This window comes from Ornithinibacillus californiensis (assembly GCF_001038485.1).
GTDB classification, from domain to species: Bacteria; Bacillota; Bacilli; order Bacillales; family Amphibacillaceae; genus Ornithinibacillus; species Ornithinibacillus californiensis.
Genome location: NZ_LDUE01000061.1, coordinates 32,408 through 54,379 on the forward strand (window position 1 = coordinate 32,408; position 21,972 = coordinate 54,379).

Consider the following 21,972-nt stretch of genomic DNA (forward strand, 5'->3'; position numbering starts at 1 on the left):
ATAACGCTAGTTCATTCTATCTGAGATAGTCCTGACAGATTCCATAAATTCACCTACAAATTCCTCCCGTTTGACCGTATGAAGAACATGAACATTAGGTGTTTTACCCGTCTTGTTTGTGTAATCTACTACGGTTGTTCCAGCTGTATTTCCTTCTAGTGCCACTTCAACATAACAGTCCTGCCCCTCGAATAGATCGGGTTTTAATAGATACATTACTGCACACACATCGTGGAAATGTAGGACTTCATCATAGTTACCCTCATGAAATGGTGTCTTTTTCATCATATCTAAATAAAAGGTAACTAATTGGTAGGATTTCTCGGCAAATTCCGTGCCAATATCTAAGATCCGCTTGGCTTCATCCGGTGTAACATATGCTTTATGAGTAACATCTAAACCACTCATTACAATCGGAATCCCCGAACGGAATACAATTTCTACAGCATGTGGATCAACATGTGCGTTGAATTCTGTAGTAGGAGACATATTGCCACCAACTGCTGCGCCTCCCATCCAGGAGATACGTTCAATTTTTGGCTTAACTTCCGGATGTGCAAGTAGTAGAGCCGCTACATTGGTTAATGGACCAGTCGCTACGATGGTCACTTTTTCATTACTCGCCATGATGGTCTCTAGCATAGCAGTAATTGCCGGGCGATTACTTTCAGCTAAAGTCGGCGCAGGAAACTGAACATTCCCAAACCCACTCTCGCCATGTATATCTTCAGCCACTTCTAACTCCCGGAATATCGGATGCTCCAAGCCACGAGCTACTTCCACATCAGCACCAATATAGCTTAAGAATGCTCGTGCATTATAGTTTGTTTTACTTTGCGATATGTTGCCAGAACAAGTAGTAACTAATCGTATATCCAACATGTCGTCATGCGCAAATGCATACGTAAGCATCATTGCATCGTCTATACCAGGGTCTGTATCTATGATTATAGGGAGTCTCTTCATTGTCAATTCCATCCTTCTATGTTTTAAGGGATCAGTCCCTCTCACTTAAAAGCAGTTATCAATTGTTGCATGACAACTGTTTTTTCTAGGTGACTAGTTAAACTCTTCCCAGACTGTTCAAGTCAAAATAAACATTTCTTGCTCGAAATGGAGAGGGATTGGTGTACATCAATTTTACCTTTTCAAAATCGTTTATCCTTCTTGAATAAAAGTATGGTTTCTGAAAAGTTAATTCTTTCATACGTAGCCAACTTGGAACATCGATTTCATTTACCTGAAAATAATAATCGATAACAGCTGATACTATTGTAAGGAACGTTAATTCTTCTTCACTACAACGTTTTACATCAATGGGAGTTTTCAAACTTTCAATAAATTCCCTATCCTTTGTTTTCAACAGTTCTAACATTTGATTTAGACTAGTGTCTTTATCTGGATAAGAAAATAATGATTGTAAATAACTATTGCCAATCATATCCCAAATCCTCCCCAAGGTATTTAATAAAAATTCTCTGCCTCTCGCCTAATAGAGTTATAGGAATATATGACTCAAAGATTGATAATAGCGCCGCCTTTGTTGTGATGTTCAATTCCTTGCATAGAATATATGCATCTACAAAGTCTTTCGAAGGTTCAGGTCTAGCAGCTAATATTTTCATAGCCAATAACTGCTCTGCCTTTGGCTTAAGAATTTTTAGATTAGAATATAGTCTAAACGTTTCTTTATCTTCTTTAATGATAGATTTTAATGGCTCTTTAATTTCTTCGTTAATCCAGTTATCAGAAAGGTTAAATGTAAATTTAGTGAGGTCTAAAATGTTTTCTAATAGTTTGGAATTACTGAGACTGAAAACACAGTCTATATCTTTGGTAGCTGGTCTATTATCATATACCATCGTCATGATCGAACCGCCGTATATAGTTATCTCCAACTGTAATTGGTTTGCTTTTAACTGCTCATTTAAGAAATCAAATATTTTTAGAAGCTGATTTTTATCCATTAAACCAATATTATTGTAAGAATTATCCATTTTAACCCTCCTAACTAAACTTACTACTCTCTTAATTATACCACATTTGTTGCTACTTTATAGGGACAGACTGTCCGTATTCTCTTCCTTAATTCGTAACTTCATCATTTTCAAATCCCTATCAGTCTACCACCTTAATTTCCTCGTATTGCTTATTATATTTTTCCTCCGTCACTGCTCCAAACCATACTCTCTCATCCGATTCCCAGAAAGATAAATCAAAAGAAGATGCATTTCCATCATAAAAATTACCTTCCAACTTTTCTTGTTCGCCATCTATTGTCGTGTAAAGTTGTATCATCAGTCCATCTGTAATACCGTTAAATTCATAGGTAGTTTCGGTGTATGAGTTATCTGCCTTTTTCATCAATAGAAGATTACCTGACAACTCGCCTTCTAGAAGTGCCTCATCAATTTTAATAAACATTTGGATCGTTTGGTCTTCGTTCGTATAAAGATAGCCATATGGACTTCTAAATTCCTCAAAAAACTTCCTAATGCGTTCATTCTCTTTATATTCGGCATGATACATGACGTTATCGAACTCTTCTTGTAGTTCACTCAAATGTGTTTGTAGTTCCTCATTCTGAACTGGAGTGTAAATTTTACTGTTCTCTCCATCCAACTGTATAATCAAATCCCCATCCTTTAACTTCGCTTGATAAAGCTCTAACTTTTATTCAAGCGGACCCAATCCAAGCATCCCACTAAATAAGCAGCGGTATCATGGTTATTTAGAAAGGGAAAAGCCAACCGGTCCTTCAGTCTATCGGGAACGATTCATTCACAAGTACGCAGATGGAGATTATATCCTAGGACGACATAATTCTAATCATCCTCCTGCACCTCACCATCCAGATGCGTTTCTACTTTGGTTTGGATTCAGTCCTTGGAATGAAACAATTATAAAGAGAAAGCTCGATATCCAAAACAACATTCCAAAGCATTATAAAGAACTAGGATTGGGTTATCAGCATTTTGTTGATCCGCCCAAATTAGAAGCGATGTACCAAACCCATGCCTCACTTTCGGATGACCTTCGATTGCGTGAAGAATGTAGTTGGATTTTTAAATAGGAAAATGGCTTCGTTGGTTATTATGGTAACAAATAGCAAATCATTTCAACCTCCGATACATGATATCAGCAAAAATGAAAACACTAATACTTGCTGCAACACATTTAGGAGGTTAGGTGATGAAGCAAAAGTACTTAGTGTTATATGTTTCCATTGCTATACTTGCGGTTCTCGTTATTGCGGGTATTATTTTCCCTCAAGCACTCGAGAGTACCACCGCTAATATACAAGCATTTTTTTCTAATGCATTTGGGTGGTATTACTTAATCATTGTTTCCATTCTAGTTGTTATTTGTCTATTTTTCTTAATTTCTCCAGTTGGACGAATTAGGCTTGGTACCCAAGATCAAAAACCAGAATTCTCAAGACCTACTTGGATTGCTATGTTATTTAGCGCCGGTATGGGGATTGGGCTTGTCTTCTATGGAACGTCGGAGCCACTTAGCCATTATGCTATTAGTTCTCCTACTGGTGAAACAGGCACAGATCAAGCAATAAAAGATGCTTTGCGATTTACTTACTTCCATTGGGGCATTCATGCTTGGAGTATCTATGCCGTTGTCGCGCTTGCAATCGCTTATTTTCACTTTAGACATCATAAACTGGGCTTAATAAGTGCAACCTTACAGCCTATTTTGGGAGATAGAGTGAACGGTAAGACAGGTAAAGCAATTGACATCTTTTCTGTATTGGCGACAGTCCTTGGTGTTGCAACCTCACTAGGCTTTGGAGCAGTTCAAATCAATGGTGGTTTGTCCTATTTATTTGATTTACCTACCTCATTTTGGATGCAATTGATCATTATTGCGATTGTTACGGTCCTATTCTTAATATCCGCATGGACTGGGTTAGGCAAGGGGATAAAAATATTAAGTAATGCGAACATGTTTTTAGCCGCTGCGCTATTTCTATTGATGTTCGTATTCGGACCAACCTTGTTTATTCTAAACTTATTTACCGATACGATTGGAACCTATTTTCAAACCTTGCCACAGATGAGCTTTCGGATTGCTCCTTTAAACGAGGATATTCGTGGGTGGATTAATGGCTGGACGATCTTTTATTGGGCTTGGTGGATTGCATGGGCACCATTTGTCGGGATTTTTATAGCTCGAGTTTCTAAGGGAAGAAGTATTCGGGAATTTGTTTTCTTTGTTTTACTCATTCCTTCACTCGTCGTATTCTTATGGTTCTCCACATTCGGAGGCTCTGCTATTTCACTAGAACATAATGAGATTGCTACACTATCTAGTCTATCCGCGGAAAAAGCGCTATTTGGAGTTCTTTCACATTACCCATTACCACTTGTGACATCGATTACGGCCATGGTTCTTCTCGCCGTATTCTTTATTACATCTGCTGATTCGGGAACCTTTGTATTAGGAATGATGACAACAAATGGGTCACAGAATCCTACGAATAAAATTAAATTTACATGGGGTATTTTACTATCTACAGTAGCCCTAGTTCTTCTATATTCAGGCGGTCTGCAAGCATTACAAAATATGATGATTATTGCAGCCTTGCCATTTTCGGTCATTATCGCCTTGATGGCCTTTAGCTTGATAAAAGCATTACGGATAGAAGCAAAAGAACTCGAAATAGGTAAGATTAAACGGAGAAAAGACTTGAAAAATTAGAACCGTTAGTATGCTGTGAACTGATAAATTGTTGGGTTAAGATCACCGAATTGCTAGTTGATTTGGTGGTCTTTTTTTATGGTTAGGATTTTGTGTTGCCGAGATCCACTCCTGTTAGATTGAATCTTCTGAACATTTATGGTAATATTAGTATGAGTATGTGAAGAGATGTTAAGCGAAGAAGCTTTAATATAAAGGGGAGTCCTTATAAACTATCGGTCGCAAGAGTACAAATGATAAATTTTATTAGTCGTTATTAGGAATGATGTGTAATATAATAATTTATATAATACATCAAAACCTTAAAAAGGAGGTATGTCACATGAGCGCGAAAGAAGAAGTAATTAAACTAATTAAGGATTTACCGGAAAATGTAACCCTAGATGATATCATGCAGGAACTTTATGTTAGAAAGAAAATAGAAAAAGGGATTAAAGAACTGGATGCTGAAAAGTTTGTTTCTCATGAAGTAGTTAAGGAGAAGTTAGGGAAATGGCTGAATTAAGATGGGCAGAATCTGCTGTAAAAGATTTAGATAATATATGTACCTATATTGCTGAAGACTCTGAAGAGTACGCAAGAATGTTTGCAAGAAGAATTATGGATGCAATTGAAACTACTGCTGTCTTCCCTAATTCTGGCCGAATTGTTCCGGAACTGAAAGATGAAAATATCAGAGAAAAAGTATTATCTAACTATAAGATAATTTATCGAATTAATAATGATGCAGTAGAGTAGTTCGAATCATCCACAATGCTAGAAACTTTAAAAATATAATCCCATAAACATCATTGCTCTGAATTGCCGGCTATGATGTTTTTTTATAAATATTTAACAAGTTTTGTGATTTTATATTGTGTTAGTATTGAAGTAGAGATACTAGCTACTGGGCTGGTTATTGTAAGGTGGGGTTACTTTGCAAAAGTGTGAAAACTGCAAGTCGCAATTTAGTTGGCATAAAATCTATAAATCACTCTGGTGGGGTTATAAACCTATTAATTGTAACGAATGTGGCATGGCGCACAAGATAACAACTTCAGGTAGGTTCGTATTTGTGTCTCTTACTATATTACCGGCAATGATTTTCGGTAATTTTCTTTCACCTTTTAACAACTTTTTTGCAACATTTGGAATAGCACTCTTTATTTTACTTCTAGGTTCGCTGTTGCTACCTTTTTTTGTTACCTTTAAAAAGTCTTTGTGAAGAAAGATACAGTATAGTTTGACAAGAGAGTTTTAAAAGATAGGAAATTCAATATGGAAATTTTTAATTATCTGGAAGAAATGCAGAAGGACATTTTAACATATGATTTAGAGGGATTTGAGAAGAAATATTATCAATTATGCTATGAGAAATCAGGAGAAGACGAAGCAAAGAAGATTCAAAAAGTAAATTTAGATAGGTATCGGGAGTCAATAGAGAATGGATTCTCTCAATCCTTAGAAATAGCCACTAAGTGTGCAGCTAAAGCCGTTTATTTTGAATATGATATGGACAATGAATGGAACAGTAACTTTTTCATTTGTGATGAATATAATCAACCTGCTGAAGAAGACGACGATTGGGCTAGTGACTGGATTGATGAGGTTGAGGTAGGAACTTTGGAAAAACTCTCTGAAATCTATTTAGAAAATGGTTTCGACTCAACTGATAAAGCGTTAGGTAATACATTATACTTAATTGCAAGAACTGTGGCTTTGTTTTCTAATGTGTGTCAAAAAGTCAAAACGAACATTCCAATTTGTATAGCATTTCATGATCAAGACCCAATAATGAGAATTAAAATGGCGGAGGGAATGAAATGAGCGACACAACGAGAGACATTTATAACAAGTTAGCTTCTACCTATCAGAATGACGTTGATGAGGGGAGTCCGTATAACGCTTATTATGAGCGCCCGGCCATGATGGAGGCATTGCCTTCTCCATTAAAAGGTAAAAAGGTACTTGATGCTGGTTCTTCGGCGGGATGGTATTCTTCGCAATTATTGCAACACGGGGCGGAAGTTACTGGTATCGATGTAAGTCCTGAAATGGTAAAAGAAGCGAAGCATCGTTTAGGGAAAGAAGCGACATTTCTTTGTCATGATCTTCAAGAACCCCTACCGTTTGAGGATGATTCCTTTGATGTAATTATAAGTTCCCTTACACTTCACTATCTAAAAGATTGGACGTATACATTTCAAGAGTTCAACCGCATTCTAAAAGCAGGCGGAACCTTTTTATTTTCCGTTCATCACCCATTCATGGACTATACAAAATTTGATTGTGATGATTATTTTAAAACCCAATTATTATCAGATACTTGGAACAAACCTACGATTACAATTGATGTGAGTTTCTACAGACGGCCCCTACAAAACATTGTTAATGAAACGACTCAGTTTTTCAATCTAGCTCAATTGATTGAACCTAAACCGATAGAAAAGATGAAGGCTGTAAAAGAAGATTCTTATGATTATCTCATGACGAACCCTCATTTTCTTATAGTAAAAGCAACTTCAAAAAGGTGATTATTGAATAACGATCAATAAAAGCACCGCATTAGGTAGTGACCCTCAAAAGTTAGATTTTAATTCCAACTTTGGGGCGGCGGTACCATTTGCAGTGCTTTTTTAGTTTATCTTATTGCGATACGTATCGCATAGTTCAGTCAGCCTTAACCCTCAGCTCCAATGAGACTGATTATTTCCCTTCCAACAAACCTTTCCCAGCAATCCCTGGGTGTGTCATTTCGTATGGGTCTAGGATTACATTCAATTGCTCCTCTGTTAATACCCCATATTTCAGGCATAGCTCTCTAACGGGTGTGCCAGTTTGAATTGCTTCTGCTGCAATTTGAGCAGCTCGTTCATAGCCAATGTGTGGATTAATCGCGGTAATAATCCCAACGCTATTTTCTACATAGGCTTTTAATCCTTCTTCATTTGCCTTTATTCCTCGAACGCAATAGTCCGTAAAGCTACGGAATGCATTATTCATAATACTAATCGATTGTAATAAATTGAATACTAATACCGGCTCCATCACATTCAATTCTAACTGACCCGCTTCCGATGCAAGGCTAATTGTTTGATCATTTCCAATCACTTGAAACGCCACCTGATTAATAAGCTCTGGCATGACCGGATTGACTTTACCTGGCATAATCGATGAACCTGGTTGTCTTGCTGGTAATTGGATTTCTGCTAGTCCCGCTCTTGGGCCAGATGCCATGAGACGTAGGTCATTTGCAATTTTGGACATATTCATCATACAGATTTTCAAGGCGGATGATACCTCGGTGTAAGCATCCGTATTTTGTGTCGCATCTACCAAGTGTTCTGCGCCTACTAAAGGTAGGCCACTAATGTCTGTAAGATGCTTTAGTACCCCCACAATATAGCTTGGATCAGCATTAAGCCCTGTTCCAACAGCTGTTGCTCCCATATTTAACGTATACAGATTCTCTCTTGTTTGCTTAATCCGTTTAATATCACGTGCAATCACACGACTATACGCCTCAAACTCTTGGCCAAGTCGAATTGGTACCGCATCTTGAAGATGGGTGCGGCCCATTTTAATCACATTAGCAAATTCCGTTGCTTTTTGCTCAAATGCCAAATGCATTTCTTCCATGGTGAGTGTTAATTTTTCAATCATGTTAAGCACAGCGATATGGATAGCTGTCGGAAAGGCATCGTTAGTGGATTGGGACATATTAACATGCGTATTAGGGCTACAAATCGCATAATTCCCTTTCTCTTCCCCTAGTATTTCAATCGCACGATTTGCGATAACTTCATTGACGTTCATGTTAATAGAGGTTCCTGCTCCCCCTTGGATCGGGTCGACGATTATTTGATCATGCCATTTTCCTTCCATTAGCTCACTTGCAGCCTGAACAATTGCTTCACCAACATTAGATTGTAAGCGCTTACTATCTACATTAGCAAGAGCCGCAGCTTTTTTCACGACAGCCAACGCGTTGATTAGTTCTTCATGAATTCGGTACCCTGTGATTGGAAAGTTCTCCACAGCGCGTAATGTTTGAATTCCGTAATAGGCATCGGTTGGAACTTCCTTTTCCCCAAGAAAATCCTTTTCCATGCGTGTCTTGCTCACAGTGAGTGTCATTTTCTTCTCCTCTTTTTCCCCGTTTATATTAAACTATTAATAATTGCCTTCGAGGCTATTATAGAACTTATGTAGGGAAAATCAAGGGGTTGGAGGAAAATTGTTTCGTTAGTTATAAAAGAAGTAAAGATTTATTAAAACTAGAAACAATTTCACCTGATTCTAACCGAGCAAAATAGTTCATCACTCACCTGTGGATTCCACTATTACTTATTTATTTTCAATCACCTTCGCCAGTCTATATAAGGAATCAAATTGTTTAATTTGATAATTCCGCCCTGCCTTTTGTAAGTATTCCTTTTCACAGAATTGGTTAAGAACATATAGTAAATGACGATAAGATACCCCTAAATAATCACACACCGTTACATGTTTTTCTTTATATACACCTTCATCTGAGGTTTGAAGAATAAATTCCGCAAGCCTATTTTCTAGAGGGAACGCAAGACTCTGTGTATATTTAGCTGCCATATGCGTAGCTTTGGCACTTAGGAATTTCGATAACTCACGCAAAAATTTAGTATCTTCTAGTAATCGTTTTCGATAGTAGTACATGGGGAGCGCCAAACAGATGGTCTTCGTTGAAGCTTGAATTCCTTTTGTATAGTACACATCATGTAATAACTCCATTTCACCAATATACTCTTGATCATTGATAAAATTTATAAGCGTAACCTTCCCGTTTTGGTGGGTAATATATATCTTCGCTTTCCCTTCCAACACGTAAAATAAATAATCTGGCCGTTTCCCCTCTTGTATAATCCAGTCATCCCGCTTATATTCGTGAATCTCCATATTCTCCTCAACCGGGAAGGAGAATAGCTCTGTTAAAAGGATCTGTTCCAAATATAACCGTTTCTTCTCATCTCGATAAATTTCCATCATTCACCTCAAAATAGGAGATATCTCATATTATTTCATTCTACTATCATGATATCATGCAATCCATAAGGAGGAAATCGATGAATACACAACGTTGGATGAGTATGCAGTTTTTTAGCTTTTTCTTAACATGGGGAATATTTCTCCCTTATTGGGCAGGATGGATGATCTCGACAAAAGGAATTTCCGTCCCAGAGGCTAGTTTAATTATGAGCTTAGGGTTAGTTGCTAGAGGAATTGCTACTTTATTTGCATTTCCATATTTGTCTGGAAAAATTAGTAGTAAAATTCTCCTCCATATGGCAGGAATTGCTACGATTATAGCTATACTTTGCTATATTCCGGCAAACTCGTTTACTAGTCTACTAATCGTAACCATTGTCATCCATATATTCTATCCCCTTCTCATGCCTGCGCTTGATACTGCAGCTAGTATTCTAGTACAAAACAAGCAATTAAAACATTATGGCAGGAGTCGTCAGTGGGGATCGATTGGCTTTGTTTCCATCGGAATGATACTAACCGTATTTACCGGTATGCTTGGGGATGAAGTAATATTATGGGCACTGTTCCTCGGAATGATTGGCTTTGTTGGACTAGGATTTATGCAAACTCCTACAATTTTAGCGGAGAAACAACAAACAAGTGAAACGAAACAAAAGAGTAGTATGTTGCAGCTATTACGTGTGAAACACTTTGGTATAGTACTGATTATCGCAATCTTATTACAAGCAGCACACGCTACTTATTATACGTATGGCTATATTTATCTACAAGAAATAGAAGCGCCGATATACTTAATCGGTCTTATTATCAACATCGCTGTAATCGCAGAGATTATTTTCTTCGCAGTCGCGGACAGGGCATTTCGTAATTATTCTATTGGATCCTTGCTTATACTATCTGCCATTGGTTCAACTGCTCGTTGGGTATTAGCATTTGCCTTTCCCAGCGTTATCATATTTAGTTTCACGCAAATCTTACACGCATTCTCGTTCGCTATGGCCCATTATGCATTCATGAAATACTTAATCAAATATATTCCACATGCACAGATTCCAAATGCGCAAGGTATGTATTCTGCACTCGCACTAAGCTGGAGTACTGCTGTCTTCACGATCTTCGGTGGCTTCTTGTATGATATAGAACCGAAATATGCATTTATTGGTATGGTTGCCTGTACGATACCGGCTTTCGTATTAGCCGTTATGTATCGAAAAAATGAAATGCAAGAGGGAAAGAGCGTTGTCCCCGTATAGCAAGCTACTTAAAAATGGCCATCTTAAAGGTAAGTAGTTCGGATAACAAGGAGAAAAAGCAAAATTTCACGTTAAATTTCATATCTAGAAACATCGATCTTAACACCCTAAATAACAAACAAAAACGCTTGATTCCAAGCGTTTTTAATTTCTTTTTCATGATTATTTATCTGTTTGTTCTTGCTTCTTATTCAAATACTCCGCACGTATTTTTTCAAGTCTTTGCTTTTTATCAAATTGGGCAGGTTTGTGTTTTTCATGATACTTTGTCACAGCTGCCTTACCTTTGGTATCCAATTGATATTTTCCCACTTTGTTCACCTACTTTTCTGGTCCTTAAAGAGACCATTCACTAAGTATAATATACCTTATTTTGTTGAAGGATATAAGTTTTTGAAACAATGGATTAAAATAAGGAAGCAGGTTACGACTTCTTTACATCATTAGTAACAGGATTCGAGCGCATATCTTATTATATAGTACGTTTAGTAAATTCTAAATCTACAACTTCCTGAGGAATTAACATTGTAGGTCTTATTTCCTCTTTTCTCCATTTTTCAAGACAAATCCAATATCATTTGTTATGGTATAGCTGAACAACTTAATATGCAATATCAACTACTAGGGGTGCCCAAAAATGTGGGCTGAGAGGAAAGCACGTTAGCTTTCTGACTCTTATGGACCTGATCTGGTTAGTACCAGCGGAGGGAAGTAGTCGGACGATACACGTCTATTCTATTTCAGCTTATACAGCCAGGTCCTCCTATGGATCTGGCTTTTTTGGTCCCTAAAAGATGGAGGGAAAACATGAATCGAACACGTTTATTAACCACAATGGCAATCTTTGTCGCAATCGGCACGATCGGTGCCCAACTATTATGGTTTCCAGCGGGCATTGCAAAAGCCTACCCTGTTCAACATGCTGTCAACGTAATGGCCGCAGTAACACTAGGACCAGGGCCAGCCGTAGCCGTTGCATTTATGATTGGCTTGCTGCGTAACTTACTTGGTCTCGGAACCTTACTAGCATTTCCAGGAGGGATGATTGGTGCATTTCTAGCCGGAGTCCTTTATCAACGGTTTCGCAAGAATGGAGTAGCTGTCCTAGGAGAAGCAGTTGGTACCGGGGTTATCGGATCACTTTCTGCTGTACCATTTGCCATTCTACTCATGGGAAGCTCGGTTGGAGCATTTGCTTTCCTACCGTCGTTTCTTATCAGTAGTATTTCAGGTGGTCTGATAGGTTGGTTTATTTTATCTCGAGTAGGTCAAGGAAAACTGATACAACCATCTAAAGGAGGGCTTTGAAATGAATTTCACAGAAAAATTGCGTCGTGAGAATGATGATATCTTTCAATTAATTTTTCAACATCCATTTGTAGAAGGAATTGGAAAAGGTGATATAGCCAAAGAGGCCATTACCCATTATGTTAAAGCAGACTTTGAATATCTCAATGCATTCATGAGAATCTACGGAATGGCACTCGCTAAATCATCCAACCGAGAAACTATCGGCTTCTTCCATGAGAAGATTAGCTTTGTTTTACATGATGAGTCCCATCCTCATCACAATTTCTGTGATTATATTGGGGTTAGCTATGAAGCGTTACAAGGTCATCCACTGCCCCCGACCGCAGACCATTATATTAAACATATGATGTACCATGCCCAATCGGGGACGTTAGGAGAAATATTAGGTGCTCTTCTCCCTTGTCCATGGACTTATTTGGAAATCGGTAAAGAGCTAATGAAAAAGTACAATCCAACAAAAGCCCATCCGTTCTACCCTTGGATTACTTTCTATGCCGATGATAGCGTAAAAAAAATAACACTCGAAATGCGGGACCTTCTCGACAACTATATGAAACACGCATCACCGGAAGAGGTTGTCCGTGTTCAAGATGCTTTTCGGAAAAGCTGCCAGCTAGAGTGGAAGTTCTGGGAGATGGCATTTACCTGTGAAGAGTGGCCAGCAAAGAGGACGGTGCTTGCTAATGAGTAATGTTTCATGTGCACTTACCATCGCAGGAACCGATCCAAGTGGCGGAGCAGGCATTCACGCAGACTTAAAAACCTTTCAGGAACTAAAAACCTATGGCATGTCTGTGATCACCTCAGTGGTTGCCCAAAACACTACAGGTGTTCAAGCCGTTCATCACCTACCAATTGAGATGATAACCCAGCAATTCGATTCCATCTTGTCTGATATGCCCCTACACGCTTTAAAAACAGGCATGATAGCAAGTGTGGACATGATGAAAGCAATTAAAGAAAAAATCACAAACCTTGATGTCCCATACGTTCTCGATCCGGTAATGGTTGCAACTAGCGGAGATGCTTTAATCAATGAGGATGCCCGTCGTTATTTACGGGAGCACCTCTTACCATTAGCTACCATTGTCACACCGAACATCCCCGAGGCTGAATTCATTACCGGCAGAACCATTAAAACGATTGTCGATATGCAGTATGCAGCTAAACAGCTCGTAAACCTATATGGCGCTGGGGCTGCCCTTGTAAAGGGAGGACATTTAACCGGAGATGCCACTGATATTCTTTATGACGGAGAGAAAATGTATACGTATACTGCCGAACGCATACATACCAAGAACACCCACGGAACAGGCTGCACGTACTCCGCTGCCATTACCGCCTACTTAGGCAAGGGAGTTATACTTCCTATCGCCGTGGAGAAATCGAAACAGTTTATTACCCAAGCTATTCAACATGCCTTCCCACTCGGGAAAGGAAATGGACCAACCAATCATTTTGCTGGGCGGATGGAGGTTGTGAAGTAATGAATGAAACGATCATCAAAAAGGTCAGAGAAACACAACCACTTATCCACCATCTAACAAATCAAGTCGTCATGAACTTTACTGCTAATGGGCTGCTTTCCTTTGGAGCATCGCCCGTCATGGCAAAAGCAACGGAAGAAGCGAAAGACATGGCACAAGTGGCTGATGGAGTATTGCTAAACATTGGAACGATAACCGCTCAAGACATTGAAGCTATGATTCTAGCAGGGAAAACCGCTAACGAACGAAACATACCAGTCGTTCTAGACCCGGTTGGCGTTGCCGCAACCCCGTTCCGGATGTCTGTTGTAAAGCAGCTACTACAAGAAGTCCAACCAACTGCCATCAAAGGGAATGCTAGTGAACTTGCCCATTTAGCAGGCATTCCTTGGGAGTCAAAAGGGGTAGATGCTGTTGGTAGTGGTGATGCAGAGAAAGTAGCCATGAAGGTTGCAGAAATTTATCAAACTACTGCCATCGTTACAGGGAAAACAGACATCATTTGTGCTGGTACCAAACTAATCCATAACCAATTAGGACATGAGTTATTAACGAAAGTGACTGGAGCAGGATGTTTATTAGGTTCCATTTTAACTGCTTGCTTAACAACCAATGACCCTATCGAACAACAAGCACTAACAGCCGTATCCTATTACGGATTAGCAGCAAGCTATGCTGCTTCCCTACCAGCAGTAAATGGACCAGGAACCTTTATCCCGTACTTTATCGATGCATTAGCAATGGACGTAGAAGCACTACAGAGGAGGTAGACATGGACAACACATTATTAGCCAAAAAACTAAGAAAGTATTTTGTCATGGGCTCGCAAAACTGTAACCACGATCCTGTGGTAACACTGAAGCTCGCAGCAAAAGCAGGAATAACCGCTTTCCAATTTCGTGAAAAAGGAATTGGCTCCTTAACTGGGGTGCACAAATTAGAATTAGGAAAAAAACTAAGAGAAATATGCTGGGAATGTGGTGTATTGTTTATCGTGAATGATGATATCGACCTGGTAGAACCTTTAGAGGCGGACGGAATACACGTTGGGCAAGAGGACCTGTCAGTCCAGGAAATACGGGAGCTCATGCCCGATAAAATAATTGGACTTTCTGTATCCAACACCGATGAGTTAAATCAAAGCCCCATTGAAATAATCAACTATTTGGGTGCTGGGCCGATTTTTGGAACAAAAACAAAAGCCGATGCGAAAGAACCTGTAGGTGTCAAATGGATTTCAACCATACGCAGGCATTATCCAAAGATACCGCTCGTTGGCATCGGAGGTATCGACATCACTAATGCTTATCAAGTCATAGACGCAGGTGCAGATGGGGTAGCTGTTATCTCAGCCATAGCACATGCTCCAAATATAGCAAGCGCAGTTAAAAAACTGTAGGATTAGGGGACATAGGGGCTGTTTCACTTAGCCCCTTTCTCCTCACTCAAATCGCTTGAATACTCTCCGCAAACTTTCTCGCAGCATTCGAAAGTGGGACATTCTTCAAATAACAAATCCCAATACTCCTTTTCGGTATTTCCTCTTCTAACTTCACCTCATATAAATCGCCTCGTTCTAAGTAATCCTTCGCAAATTCTTTAATGACACAGGAGATACCTAAATTAATTTTGGTAAACTCTAACAAGAGATCATACGACCCTAACTCAAATACAGGTGATACATGATATCCTCTTTCTTTCAGGAAATTTTCCACAAACATACGCGAATTGGATTTTCGCTCCAAGAAAATAAGCGGTTGCTTCATCAAATCTTCTAATTGGATCGGCTTTTCCGCAAGTTCCTTATACTTCTCCCCGCAAACAAAGGTATCTTGAATCTCTTTACACGGAATCACCTCAAGTTGTTCATCCTTCACCGGTAAATTACAGATCCCAACATCTGCTTTCCCTGACTTTATAAGGTTGATAATTTCAGAGGTCGTACGATTTAAAATGTTTAATTTGACTCCTGGGAATTTTTCATGGAATAACTCTAAGTAAGGTAACAGAAAATAACGAGAGATCGTATCGCCAACTCCGATACGCAATTGGCCCGTTTGTAATGTTTTAAATTCGGTTAGTTTATCTTCTGCCACTTGGATCATGCCAAGCGCTGACTGGACGTGCTCGTGTAGTAATTTTCCTTCAGAGGTTAGTGCAACGCCCTTTGACGTGCGGTTAAAAAGCTGTATATCTAATTCTTTCTCCAGCCTGGAAATAGCTTGGCTGACAGCAGATTGCGTCATGTACAGTTCCTTCGCTGCCTTGGAGAAACTTTCATTCTGGCTCACCGCTTGGAAGATACGATATAAATCTAACTTGCCTATCATATTAACACCCCTTATATGGGATATTATAAATATTAATTTTACTTATAGCAATTTAAGAGGTATAGTAGCTAAGGGTTAATAGATAGACCCAGATATTAGAAAACTCTTATTAGGGAGCGATCAACATGGAAAGAGTCGTAGGAACAGTCGTACGCGGACTTCGTACACCAATCATTAACACTGGAGATAACATTGAAGAAATCGCAGTAAACACCGTATTACATACAGCAGAGGTGGAAGGTTTTTCAATTGAAGACCGTGACATTGTCACTATCACCGAATCGGTTGTTGCTCGTGCACAAGGAAACTATGCAACGATTGATGATATTGCTACTGATATAAAAGGAAAATTTGGTGAGGAAACTGTTGGCGTGATATTCCCAATTCTTAGCCGTAACCGCTTCTCTAACATATTACGAGGCATTGCAAGAGGAACAAAGAAAATTGTCTTAATGCTAAGCTATCCATCCGATGAAGTTGGAAACCACTTGGTTGATATCGATGAGTTAGATATTAAAGGAATTAACCCATGGACAGACGTCCTTTCAGAAGCTGAATTCCGTCAGCATTTCGGTTATAAAAAACACCGCTTTACTGGTGTAGACTATATTGAATACTACAAAGAATTAATTGAAGCTGAAGGGGCTACTTGTGAAGTCATCTTCTCTAATAATGCAAAAACGATTTTAGACTATACGAAACATGTATTAACATGTGATATTCACTCTCGTTTTAGAACGAAACGCATTCTGAACAACAACGGTGCAGAGAAAGTGTATGGCCTGGATGAAGTTCTTAACGAATCCGTTAATGGCAGTGGTTTTAATAAAGACTACGGTTTACTTGGTTCGAATAAATCAACCGAGGAAAGTGTAAAGCTTTTCCCGAATAACTGCCAACCAATCGTAGATGGCATTCAAGCGAAGTTAAAAGAAATCACTGGCAAGACAGTAGAAGTAATGGTTTATGGGGATGGAGCTTTTAAAGATCCAGTCGGTAAAATTTGGGAGCTTGCAGATCCTGTTGTATCTCCAGCTTACACAGCAGGACTAGAAGGTACACCGAATGAAGTAAAGTTAAAATATCTTGCGGATAACAACTTCTCTCACCTACGTGGCGATGAGCTAAAACAAGCTATCTCTGAATATATCCAGAATAAAGACGAGGACTTAGTTGGCGCGATGGAAGCTCAAGGTACAACACCTCGACAACTAACAGACTTAATTGGTTCGTTATCTGATTTGACTTCTGGTAGTGGAGATAAAGGAACACCGATGATTTATATTCAAGGGTATTTTGATAATTATACGAAGTAGGTTTGGCTGGGAAAGGGTGCTAGAAGAGCATTCTTTCCCTTTAAATATCTTTACTAATCAATGGTAAATTCCGCTGTCAAATGATGCTCATCATAGTCCCCAGTCCCTCTAAAACCCAGTACACTCTTCACTATTCGGTACTCTCCAGAATCCAGACTACCATAGAGCCATTCCCAATCGACTGTCCACTCACTGGAAGGATTGATCTCATAGCCAGGTTCATTAAAGCCATAGTTATCTAGGATAACGGGAACTTGATACCACTTTCCATCTATTTTCTTTTCCAACAAAAAATCCTCACTATAAATGCACTGCTTGTCGGTGTTGTTCTCAAATGTTACGGTTAAACCTGTAGCAGATACCGTCTCCTCTTTCACATTCATAGTTACTCCGTCTAATGTATTTACAGCTTCATAAGTTGTTAGTTCCCAATCTTTTTCATCGGCAGTTTGTTCTGAACCACATGCAGATAAAAGTAGGACACTTATAGTTATAAATATAGTTATAAAGAATAGTGAATACAACATTCTCTTCATGTAATCACTCCTAAAAATGGATTTTTTTATTGTAGTTAATACAAAACAATTAAATATTAAAAAGGCTTTAGATTCTTTATAATCCAAGCCCTTAGTTATTCAATCGATCCAATAAATCACTTATCTTATCTTTTAAAAGTGGTATTTCTTTCTCAACCACGTTCCAAACAATTTCATTATCTACTCCAAAATAATCGTGAATTAGAACATCTCTTAATCCTGCCATCTCACGCCAAGGTACATGGGAATGTTGCTCTCGAAAATCTTTTGATACACGCTTAGTTGCTTCCCCGACAATTTCTAGATTACGGATAACCGCATCTTGAATTAATTTAGAACTAAAAAAATCATTCTCGCCATTTGGAATATAGGATTCGATATTTATTATACATTCTAAAATATGGAGCAAGTAGATTTTGTCATTTTTCATAATGGAATAGCTCCGCTTAACACATCTTCTTTCATACTCCAATGAATGGCATTTTCTGTTACAACATCGACTTTAACATCGAGTAGCTCTTCCATTTCTTGTTTAAATCGAATCAAATCAAACAAACTTCTATCCTTCTCAAATTGTACAAGTAAATCAAGATCACTTAGAGGTCCATCTTCATGCCTAGCAACAGAACCAAAAACACGTACATTCTGAACACCATGATCATCTGCCACTTTTAAAATCAAATCACGCTTTTCTTGAAGAACATCAAATAGCATAACAAATCCCTCACATTCTTCATTACTCTTAAAAACATTATATCATTTTTAAAAAATTGGCTGTATAGCTTCTTTATAATTCTATTAAACACAAGTTGAAACAAAATTATTCATTAAATTGTCTTGTTACACAATTAGACTAGCTTATCTTATAAATATCCTAGTACAGTACAAAAACTCATGTTTTTTTCGCTTCCTCAAACATATTCTTAAAGTATTGGAATACATATCTTTGGTAAACTTCTCCCAATTTATCATTCAGTATGGAACCATTGGGAAGAACTGTCCATGCATGATCAATTTCTTCTTCTAGTGCATTCTTCATGGATAACAGTACTTCTTTTTCAAATGGTACTTTCTCTATTGTTGGATGAGACAATGCAGTTGTAATGAATTGATAGACCTTACTATCTCTGCGGGCTTCATCAAGAAGATCGACCACTTCACATCCTAATGCTACTAATGCTCCTTGTTTTACGATTTCCATTTGTCTTTGATAAAAATCCAACTCATTGTCCGTAGTAGCAAAGAGAAATCTCTCATATTCAAAGTGTTCATAATCAATATTGTGTCCGAATCCAGCATAATCTGTAACCATGTCATAGTACATCCACTGTATTTTTCCGAATTCTATTTGGAACTCTCTATAATTATTAGCTTGTAATATAAAATAATTTTGCCCCATCATTTCCACCTCCTAAAACAACACTCTTCTAGTAACTTATAGGTTATATATTCCTTTCTACTTTTCTCCATTTCACATAATTATAGGAGATCTCTAACATGAGAATAAGCACTATAAAGACTCCAATCGCTATCTTTTCATTTGAAGTTATATCTCCCCTTATCCCAATAAAGGCAAAATATACTGGGAATACAAAGGGAATGCTCAACAATCCACGCAACATTCTCCTTCTATACGTTAATTTATGATTCATTAGTTCAAAACCTTTATCTGTTTTTTCCTCATCTCTATAAACACGCGACATTATTATATTTACTATTCCAATTACCATTACTAATACTAATAAATAATGTACGATGTTCACAATCGACCTCCTAATAGTTTAGTAACTCATTGAATTAAACCTCAATACTTGAACTAGAATTGATAAAGATTATATTTTTCATCTACTGGATTTTCTTTAATTGATTAATCTCATGTTCAAGATGTTTTTCACGGGAATGAAAATATTTAATAACTTTCCCTAACAAAACTCCATTTAATACAATAACTATGCCACTAATAACAAAAACATAGGACCGAATTGTATACTTCATCGCAATCTCTTCACTATAATAATTCGATGAGACACCTTGGTAACTCCAAGATTGAATCCAGCCATAAACAATGAATATAATTCCAATGATTAATGGTAATGTCCGAACCCACTTTAATATATTATTTTCAGAATTCATACCGCCCCCCCTAGCCCTTGTTAAACTCCTCTGCCCTATTAGCTATAAGTAGAAATTCTCACACCTTAATAGTATACGAGTGGCGCCATTTAATAAAGATATAATTAAAATATTCAGAAATATAAGGTTGAAACTTTTTTACAAGCAAATATAATTTTAGACTATACGAAACACGCACTAGCATGTGATACCCACTCTCGCTTTAGAACGAAACGCATTCTAACGTACAATGGAGTGGAAACCATATTTGGCCTGGATGATATTCTAAACGAATCCGTTAATGGCAGTGGTTTTAATAAAGACTACGGTTTACTTGGTTCGAATAAATCAACCGAGGAAAGTGTAAAGCTTTTCCCGAATAACTGCCAACCAATCGTAGATGGCATTCAAGCGAAGTTAAAAGAAATCACTGGCAAGACCGTGGAAGTTATGGTTTATGGGGATGGAGCTTTTAAAGATCCAGTCGGGAAAATCTGGGAGCTTGCAGATCCTGTTGTATCTCCTGCTTACACTGCAGGACTAGAAGGTACACCGAATGAAGTGAAGTTAAAATACCTTGCGGATAACAACTTCTCTCACCTACGCGGGGAAGAGTTAAAACAAGCTATTTCTGAATACATTCAGAATAAAGATGAAGATCTTGTTGGTGCGATGGAAGCACAAGGTACAACGCCTCGACAATTAACAGACCTTATTGGATCACTATCTGATTTGACTTCCGGTAGTGGAGATAAAGGGACACCGATGATTTATATTCAAGGGTATTTTGATAATTATACGAAGTAGGGTTTAAAGGAAGGGTGTACTCCTGATGAAGAGTACATCCTTCTTTTTCATTTAAAGTCTAAGGGGGAGGTTATAGTTTCTAGTTCGCTTATATTTTTACTTCCATTTCTTCAAAGTCAATGGTTAGACCTGATTTCATCATGAAATCAACGCCCAATATTCCATTAAATCCGTATGTTTCTTTTGTAATACCTAACTGTAAATCAAAAGAATCCATTAAATAGTCGCCTATCGATAACTCATAAACGGTTTGCTCATAACATAGCTCACTCTCGCCGCCAACACCATACATTCGCTTCGGTCTACCATTTCTACGGTCTATCGTAAGACCAATACATTCTACTTCATCGGTATCAAAGATTGTTGTGGAACATCCAGTGTCTAAAAGAATGTTATCTATTAGTATTGACTTTCCTCTATATAAAAGAGTGACAGAGACTATTGGTAAACCATCCTGCATGCTGATAATCATTGGAGTCGCCTCCTAACTCCAATGAATTTTTCTTCCTTAATATCAAGTGTTTCATGGTCAGTATGGAAAATATAGTATTCACGTGAAGGTTCTGCTAGATGTAGCTTCTTGTATTCTTTCCAGGCAATAGTTGAATCGGAGAAATTTGAAATGATAGATAATTCTTCTACATAGCGAGTTGAGTTTTCCGAGTAGGCAGAGATTGCTTCAACAAGTACCCATTGTTCTGGATATTGTTTACGAACTTGCTCCCATTTCACGTTTAACACCTCCATCTCTTATACATCAAATATATCATTTTACACTTAAATGAGTAAATCCCTCTAAACTAATTAGTCTTCTTAAACCGAATAATATAGAAAGAGGCTGGGACAAAACCCCAGTAAATAATTAAAGACGTAGCGCTAACCATTTAAAATGGTAAGTGCTACGTCTTTTTTAATATTCTTACTCTTTTTAGTAAACAAAAAGGACACCCTCTGATAAAATTAAAGTAACCACACAATAACCTATCAGGAGGTATCCCTATGTTCAAACATTATACCATGAATCAAGTTGTTTTGCCGATAGATTTAGAAATGAAATTACAAGAAAATGATGTTGCTTACGCTGTTAATGATGTGGTGGAGAG

Annotated in this window: 29 protein-coding genes, 1 pseudogene and 1 riboswitch; of the genes and pseudogenes, 14 read left to right on the forward strand and 16 right to left on the reverse strand. The window is 38.0% G+C overall.

Features of this window, described 5'->3' with window-relative positions; translation table 11 throughout:
- Nucleotides 1-6: 6 nt before the first annotated feature.
- The 4 genes from TE34_RS16115 to TE34_RS16130 all read right to left on the reverse strand — a co-directional run bounded on the left by TE34_RS16115 (nucleotide 7) and on the right by TE34_RS16130 (nucleotide 2,634).
- The gene (locus tag TE34_RS16115; protein WP_084710746.1) at nucleotides 7-966 is read right to left on the reverse strand and encodes a nucleoside hydrolase; all 960 of its coding nucleotides are present in this window, start codon (nucleotides 964-966) and stop codon (nucleotides 7-9) included.
- 97 nt (nucleotides 967-1,063) lie between these two features.
- Complete coding sequence (locus TE34_RS16120) at nucleotides 1,064-1,441, reverse strand: hypothetical protein (RefSeq protein WP_047985853.1); 378 nt, start codon at nucleotides 1,439-1,441, stop codon at nucleotides 1,064-1,066.
- Nucleotides 1,428-1,997, reverse strand: coding sequence for a DUF6036 family nucleotidyltransferase (locus tag TE34_RS16125; protein ID WP_084710747.1), 570 nt, complete (start codon nucleotides 1,995-1,997; stop codon nucleotides 1,428-1,430). The genes TE34_RS16120 and TE34_RS16125 overlap by 14 nt, the downstream gene beginning before the upstream one ends.
- A 121-nt stretch (nucleotides 1,998-2,118) precedes the next feature.
- Nucleotides 2,119-2,634: a hypothetical protein gene (locus TE34_RS16130; protein WP_047985854.1), complete on the reverse strand. Its 516-nt coding sequence runs from the start codon at nucleotides 2,632-2,634 to the stop codon at nucleotides 2,119-2,121.
- A gap of 558 nt (nucleotides 2,635-3,192) precedes the next feature.
- Between TE34_RS16130 and TE34_RS16135 the strand changes: the two genes are divergently transcribed.
- The 6 genes from TE34_RS16135 to TE34_RS16160 all read left to right on the forward strand — a co-directional run bounded on the left by TE34_RS16135 (nucleotide 3,193) and on the right by TE34_RS16160 (nucleotide 7,226).
- A complete protein-coding gene (locus TE34_RS16135; RefSeq protein ID WP_047985855.1) occupies nucleotides 3,193-4,713 on the forward strand; it encodes a glycine betaine uptake BCCT transporter in 1,521 nt (506 codons plus the stop codon).
- Between the two features lie 322 nt (nucleotides 4,714-5,035).
- Nucleotides 5,036-5,218: a hypothetical protein gene (locus TE34_RS16140; protein WP_047985856.1), complete on the forward strand. Its 183-nt coding sequence runs from the start codon at nucleotides 5,036-5,038 to the stop codon at nucleotides 5,216-5,218.
- Nucleotides 5,206-5,451 (forward strand): type II toxin-antitoxin system RelE/ParE family toxin, encoded by a 246-nt coding sequence (locus tag TE34_RS16145; RefSeq protein WP_047985857.1) that lies wholly within the window; start codon nucleotides 5,206-5,208, stop codon nucleotides 5,449-5,451. The genes TE34_RS16140 and TE34_RS16145 overlap by 13 nt, the downstream gene beginning before the upstream one ends.
- Nucleotides 5,452-5,629: 178 nt before the next feature.
- Nucleotides 5,630-5,917 (forward strand): TIGR04104 family putative zinc finger protein, encoded by a 288-nt coding sequence (locus TE34_RS21760; RefSeq protein WP_047985858.1) that lies wholly within the window; start codon nucleotides 5,630-5,632, stop codon nucleotides 5,915-5,917.
- A gap of 53 nt (nucleotides 5,918-5,970) precedes the next feature.
- Nucleotides 5,971-6,519: a hypothetical protein gene (locus tag TE34_RS16155; RefSeq protein ID WP_047985859.1), complete on the forward strand. Its 549-nt coding sequence runs from the start codon at nucleotides 5,971-5,973 to the stop codon at nucleotides 6,517-6,519.
- Complete coding sequence (locus TE34_RS16160; RefSeq protein ID WP_047985860.1) at nucleotides 6,516-7,226, forward strand: class I SAM-dependent methyltransferase; 711 nt, start codon at nucleotides 6,516-6,518, stop codon at nucleotides 7,224-7,226. The genes TE34_RS16155 and TE34_RS16160 overlap by 4 nt, the downstream gene beginning before the upstream one ends.
- A 172-nt stretch (nucleotides 7,227-7,398) precedes the next feature.
- Here TE34_RS16160 and aspA read toward each other — a convergent pair whose 3' ends face one another.
- Together aspA and yeiL are read right to left on the reverse strand one after the other, a co-directional pair.
- The gene (gene aspA, locus TE34_RS16165; protein WP_047985861.1) at nucleotides 7,399-8,829 is read right to left on the reverse strand and encodes an aspartate ammonia-lyase; all 1,431 of its coding nucleotides are present in this window, start codon (nucleotides 8,827-8,829) and stop codon (nucleotides 7,399-7,401) included.
- A gap of 210 nt (nucleotides 8,830-9,039) precedes the next feature.
- A complete protein-coding gene (yeiL, locus tag TE34_RS16170; RefSeq protein ID WP_047985862.1) occupies nucleotides 9,040-9,711 on the reverse strand; it encodes a transcriptional regulator YeiL in 672 nt (223 codons plus the stop codon).
- An 80-nt stretch (nucleotides 9,712-9,791) separates the two neighbouring features.
- On the opposite strand from yeiL, the gene TE34_RS16175 reads away from it, so the two are divergent.
- Complete coding sequence (locus TE34_RS16175) at nucleotides 9,792-10,970, forward strand: MFS transporter (protein ID WP_047985863.1); 1,179 nt, start codon at nucleotides 9,792-9,794, stop codon at nucleotides 10,968-10,970.
- Nucleotides 10,971-11,132: 162 nt separating this feature from the next.
- Here TE34_RS16175 and TE34_RS21265 read toward each other — a convergent pair whose 3' ends face one another.
- Complete coding sequence (locus tag TE34_RS21265) at nucleotides 11,133-11,282, reverse strand: hypothetical protein (protein ID WP_047985864.1); 150 nt, start codon at nucleotides 11,280-11,282, stop codon at nucleotides 11,133-11,135.
- Between the two features lie 301 nt (nucleotides 11,283-11,583).
- A riboswitch (TPP riboswitch) is annotated at nucleotides 11,584-11,697 on the forward strand.
- An 80-nt stretch (nucleotides 11,698-11,777) separates the two neighbouring features.
- Here TE34_RS21265 and thiW point away from each other — a divergent pair.
- Genes thiW through thiE form a run of 5 tightly spaced genes read left to right on the forward strand, consistent with a single transcriptional unit; the run spans nucleotide 11,778 to nucleotide 15,167 of the window.
- Nucleotides 11,778-12,278, forward strand: a complete 501-nt coding sequence (gene thiW / locus TE34_RS16185) for an energy coupling factor transporter S component ThiW (protein ID WP_047985865.1) — start codon at nucleotides 11,778-11,780, stop codon at nucleotides 12,276-12,278.
- Between the two features lies 1 nt (nucleotide 12,279).
- Complete coding sequence (gene tenA, locus TE34_RS16190) at nucleotides 12,280-12,972, forward strand: thiaminase II (protein ID WP_047985866.1); 693 nt, start codon at nucleotides 12,280-12,282, stop codon at nucleotides 12,970-12,972.
- Nucleotides 12,965-13,768 (forward strand): bifunctional hydroxymethylpyrimidine kinase/phosphomethylpyrimidine kinase, encoded by an 804-nt coding sequence (gene thiD / locus TE34_RS16195; RefSeq protein WP_047985882.1) that lies wholly within the window; start codon nucleotides 12,965-12,967, stop codon nucleotides 13,766-13,768. Before tenA ends, thiD begins: the two co-directional genes overlap by 8 nt.
- Nucleotides 13,768-14,538 carry a hydroxyethylthiazole kinase gene (gene thiM, locus TE34_RS16200; protein WP_047985867.1) on the forward strand — a complete coding sequence of 257 codons (771 nt, stop codon included), beginning with the start codon at nucleotides 13,768-13,770 and terminating at the stop codon, nucleotides 14,536-14,538. The genes thiD and thiM overlap by 1 nt, the downstream gene beginning before the upstream one ends.
- Nucleotides 14,539-14,540: 2 nt before the next feature.
- The gene (gene thiE / locus TE34_RS16205; RefSeq protein ID WP_047985868.1) at nucleotides 14,541-15,167 is read left to right on the forward strand and encodes a thiamine phosphate synthase; all 627 of its coding nucleotides are present in this window, start codon (nucleotides 14,541-14,543) and stop codon (nucleotides 15,165-15,167) included.
- Nucleotides 15,168-15,213: 46 nt separating this feature from the next.
- On the opposite strand, the gene TE34_RS16210 is transcribed toward thiE, so the two are convergent.
- Nucleotides 15,214-16,098: a LysR family transcriptional regulator gene (locus TE34_RS16210; protein ID WP_047985869.1), complete on the reverse strand. Its 885-nt coding sequence runs from the start codon at nucleotides 16,096-16,098 to the stop codon at nucleotides 15,214-15,216.
- 125 nt (nucleotides 16,099-16,223) lie between these two features.
- Between TE34_RS16210 and TE34_RS16215 the strand changes: the two genes are divergently transcribed.
- Entirely contained in the window at nucleotides 16,224-17,414 is a 1,191-nt protein-coding gene (locus TE34_RS16215; RefSeq protein WP_047985870.1) for a coenzyme F420-0:L-glutamate ligase, read from the forward strand.
- Between the two features lie 53 nt (nucleotides 17,415-17,467).
- Here TE34_RS16215 and TE34_RS16220 read toward each other — a convergent pair whose 3' ends face one another.
- The 6 genes from TE34_RS16220 to TE34_RS16245 all read right to left on the reverse strand — a co-directional run bounded on the left by TE34_RS16220 (nucleotide 17,468) and on the right by TE34_RS16245 (nucleotide 20,083).
- On the reverse strand, nucleotides 17,468-17,950 hold the full coding sequence (locus TE34_RS16220) for an immunoglobulin-like domain-containing protein (RefSeq protein ID WP_047985871.1): 483 nt from the start codon (nucleotides 17,948-17,950) through the stop codon (nucleotides 17,468-17,470).
- Nucleotides 17,951-18,041: 91 nt separating this feature from the next.
- Nucleotides 18,042-18,380 carry a HepT-like ribonuclease domain-containing protein gene (locus TE34_RS16225; protein WP_047985872.1) on the reverse strand — a complete coding sequence of 113 codons (339 nt, stop codon included), beginning with the start codon at nucleotides 18,378-18,380 and terminating at the stop codon, nucleotides 18,042-18,044.
- A complete protein-coding gene (locus TE34_RS16230) occupies nucleotides 18,377-18,664 on the reverse strand; it encodes a nucleotidyltransferase family protein (RefSeq protein ID WP_047985873.1) in 288 nt (95 codons plus the stop codon). The genes TE34_RS16225 and TE34_RS16230 overlap by 4 nt, the downstream gene beginning before the upstream one ends.
- 178 nt (nucleotides 18,665-18,842) lie before the next feature.
- Nucleotides 18,843-19,349 (reverse strand): hypothetical protein, encoded by a 507-nt coding sequence (locus tag TE34_RS16235; protein ID WP_047985874.1) that lies wholly within the window; start codon nucleotides 19,347-19,349, stop codon nucleotides 18,843-18,845.
- Nucleotides 19,350-19,392: 43 nt separating this feature from the next.
- A complete protein-coding gene (locus TE34_RS16240; RefSeq protein ID WP_047985875.1) occupies nucleotides 19,393-19,713 on the reverse strand; it encodes a hypothetical protein in 321 nt (106 codons plus the stop codon).
- Nucleotides 19,714-19,795: 82 nt separating this feature from the next.
- Nucleotides 19,796-20,083 carry a hypothetical protein gene (locus TE34_RS16245; protein ID WP_047985876.1) on the reverse strand — a complete coding sequence of 96 codons (288 nt, stop codon included), beginning with the start codon at nucleotides 20,081-20,083 and terminating at the stop codon, nucleotides 19,796-19,798.
- A 111-nt stretch (nucleotides 20,084-20,194) separates the two neighbouring features.
- Between TE34_RS16245 and TE34_RS16250 the strand changes: the two are divergent.
- Nucleotides 20,195-20,869, forward strand: a pseudogene (locus TE34_RS16250) (coenzyme F420-0:L-glutamate ligase); the annotation flags it as partial.
- A gap of 88 nt (nucleotides 20,870-20,957) precedes the next feature.
- Here the strand turns inward: TE34_RS16250 and TE34_RS16255 are convergent.
- On the reverse strand, nucleotides 20,958-21,341 hold the full coding sequence (locus TE34_RS16255) for an aspartyl protease family protein (RefSeq protein WP_047985877.1): 384 nt from the start codon (nucleotides 21,339-21,341) through the stop codon (nucleotides 20,958-20,960).
- Nucleotides 21,338-21,601, reverse strand: coding sequence for a hypothetical protein (locus tag TE34_RS16260; protein WP_047985878.1), 264 nt, complete (start codon nucleotides 21,599-21,601; stop codon nucleotides 21,338-21,340). Before TE34_RS16260 ends, TE34_RS16255 begins: the two co-directional genes overlap by 4 nt.
- Nucleotides 21,602-21,972: the final 371 nt, after the last annotated feature.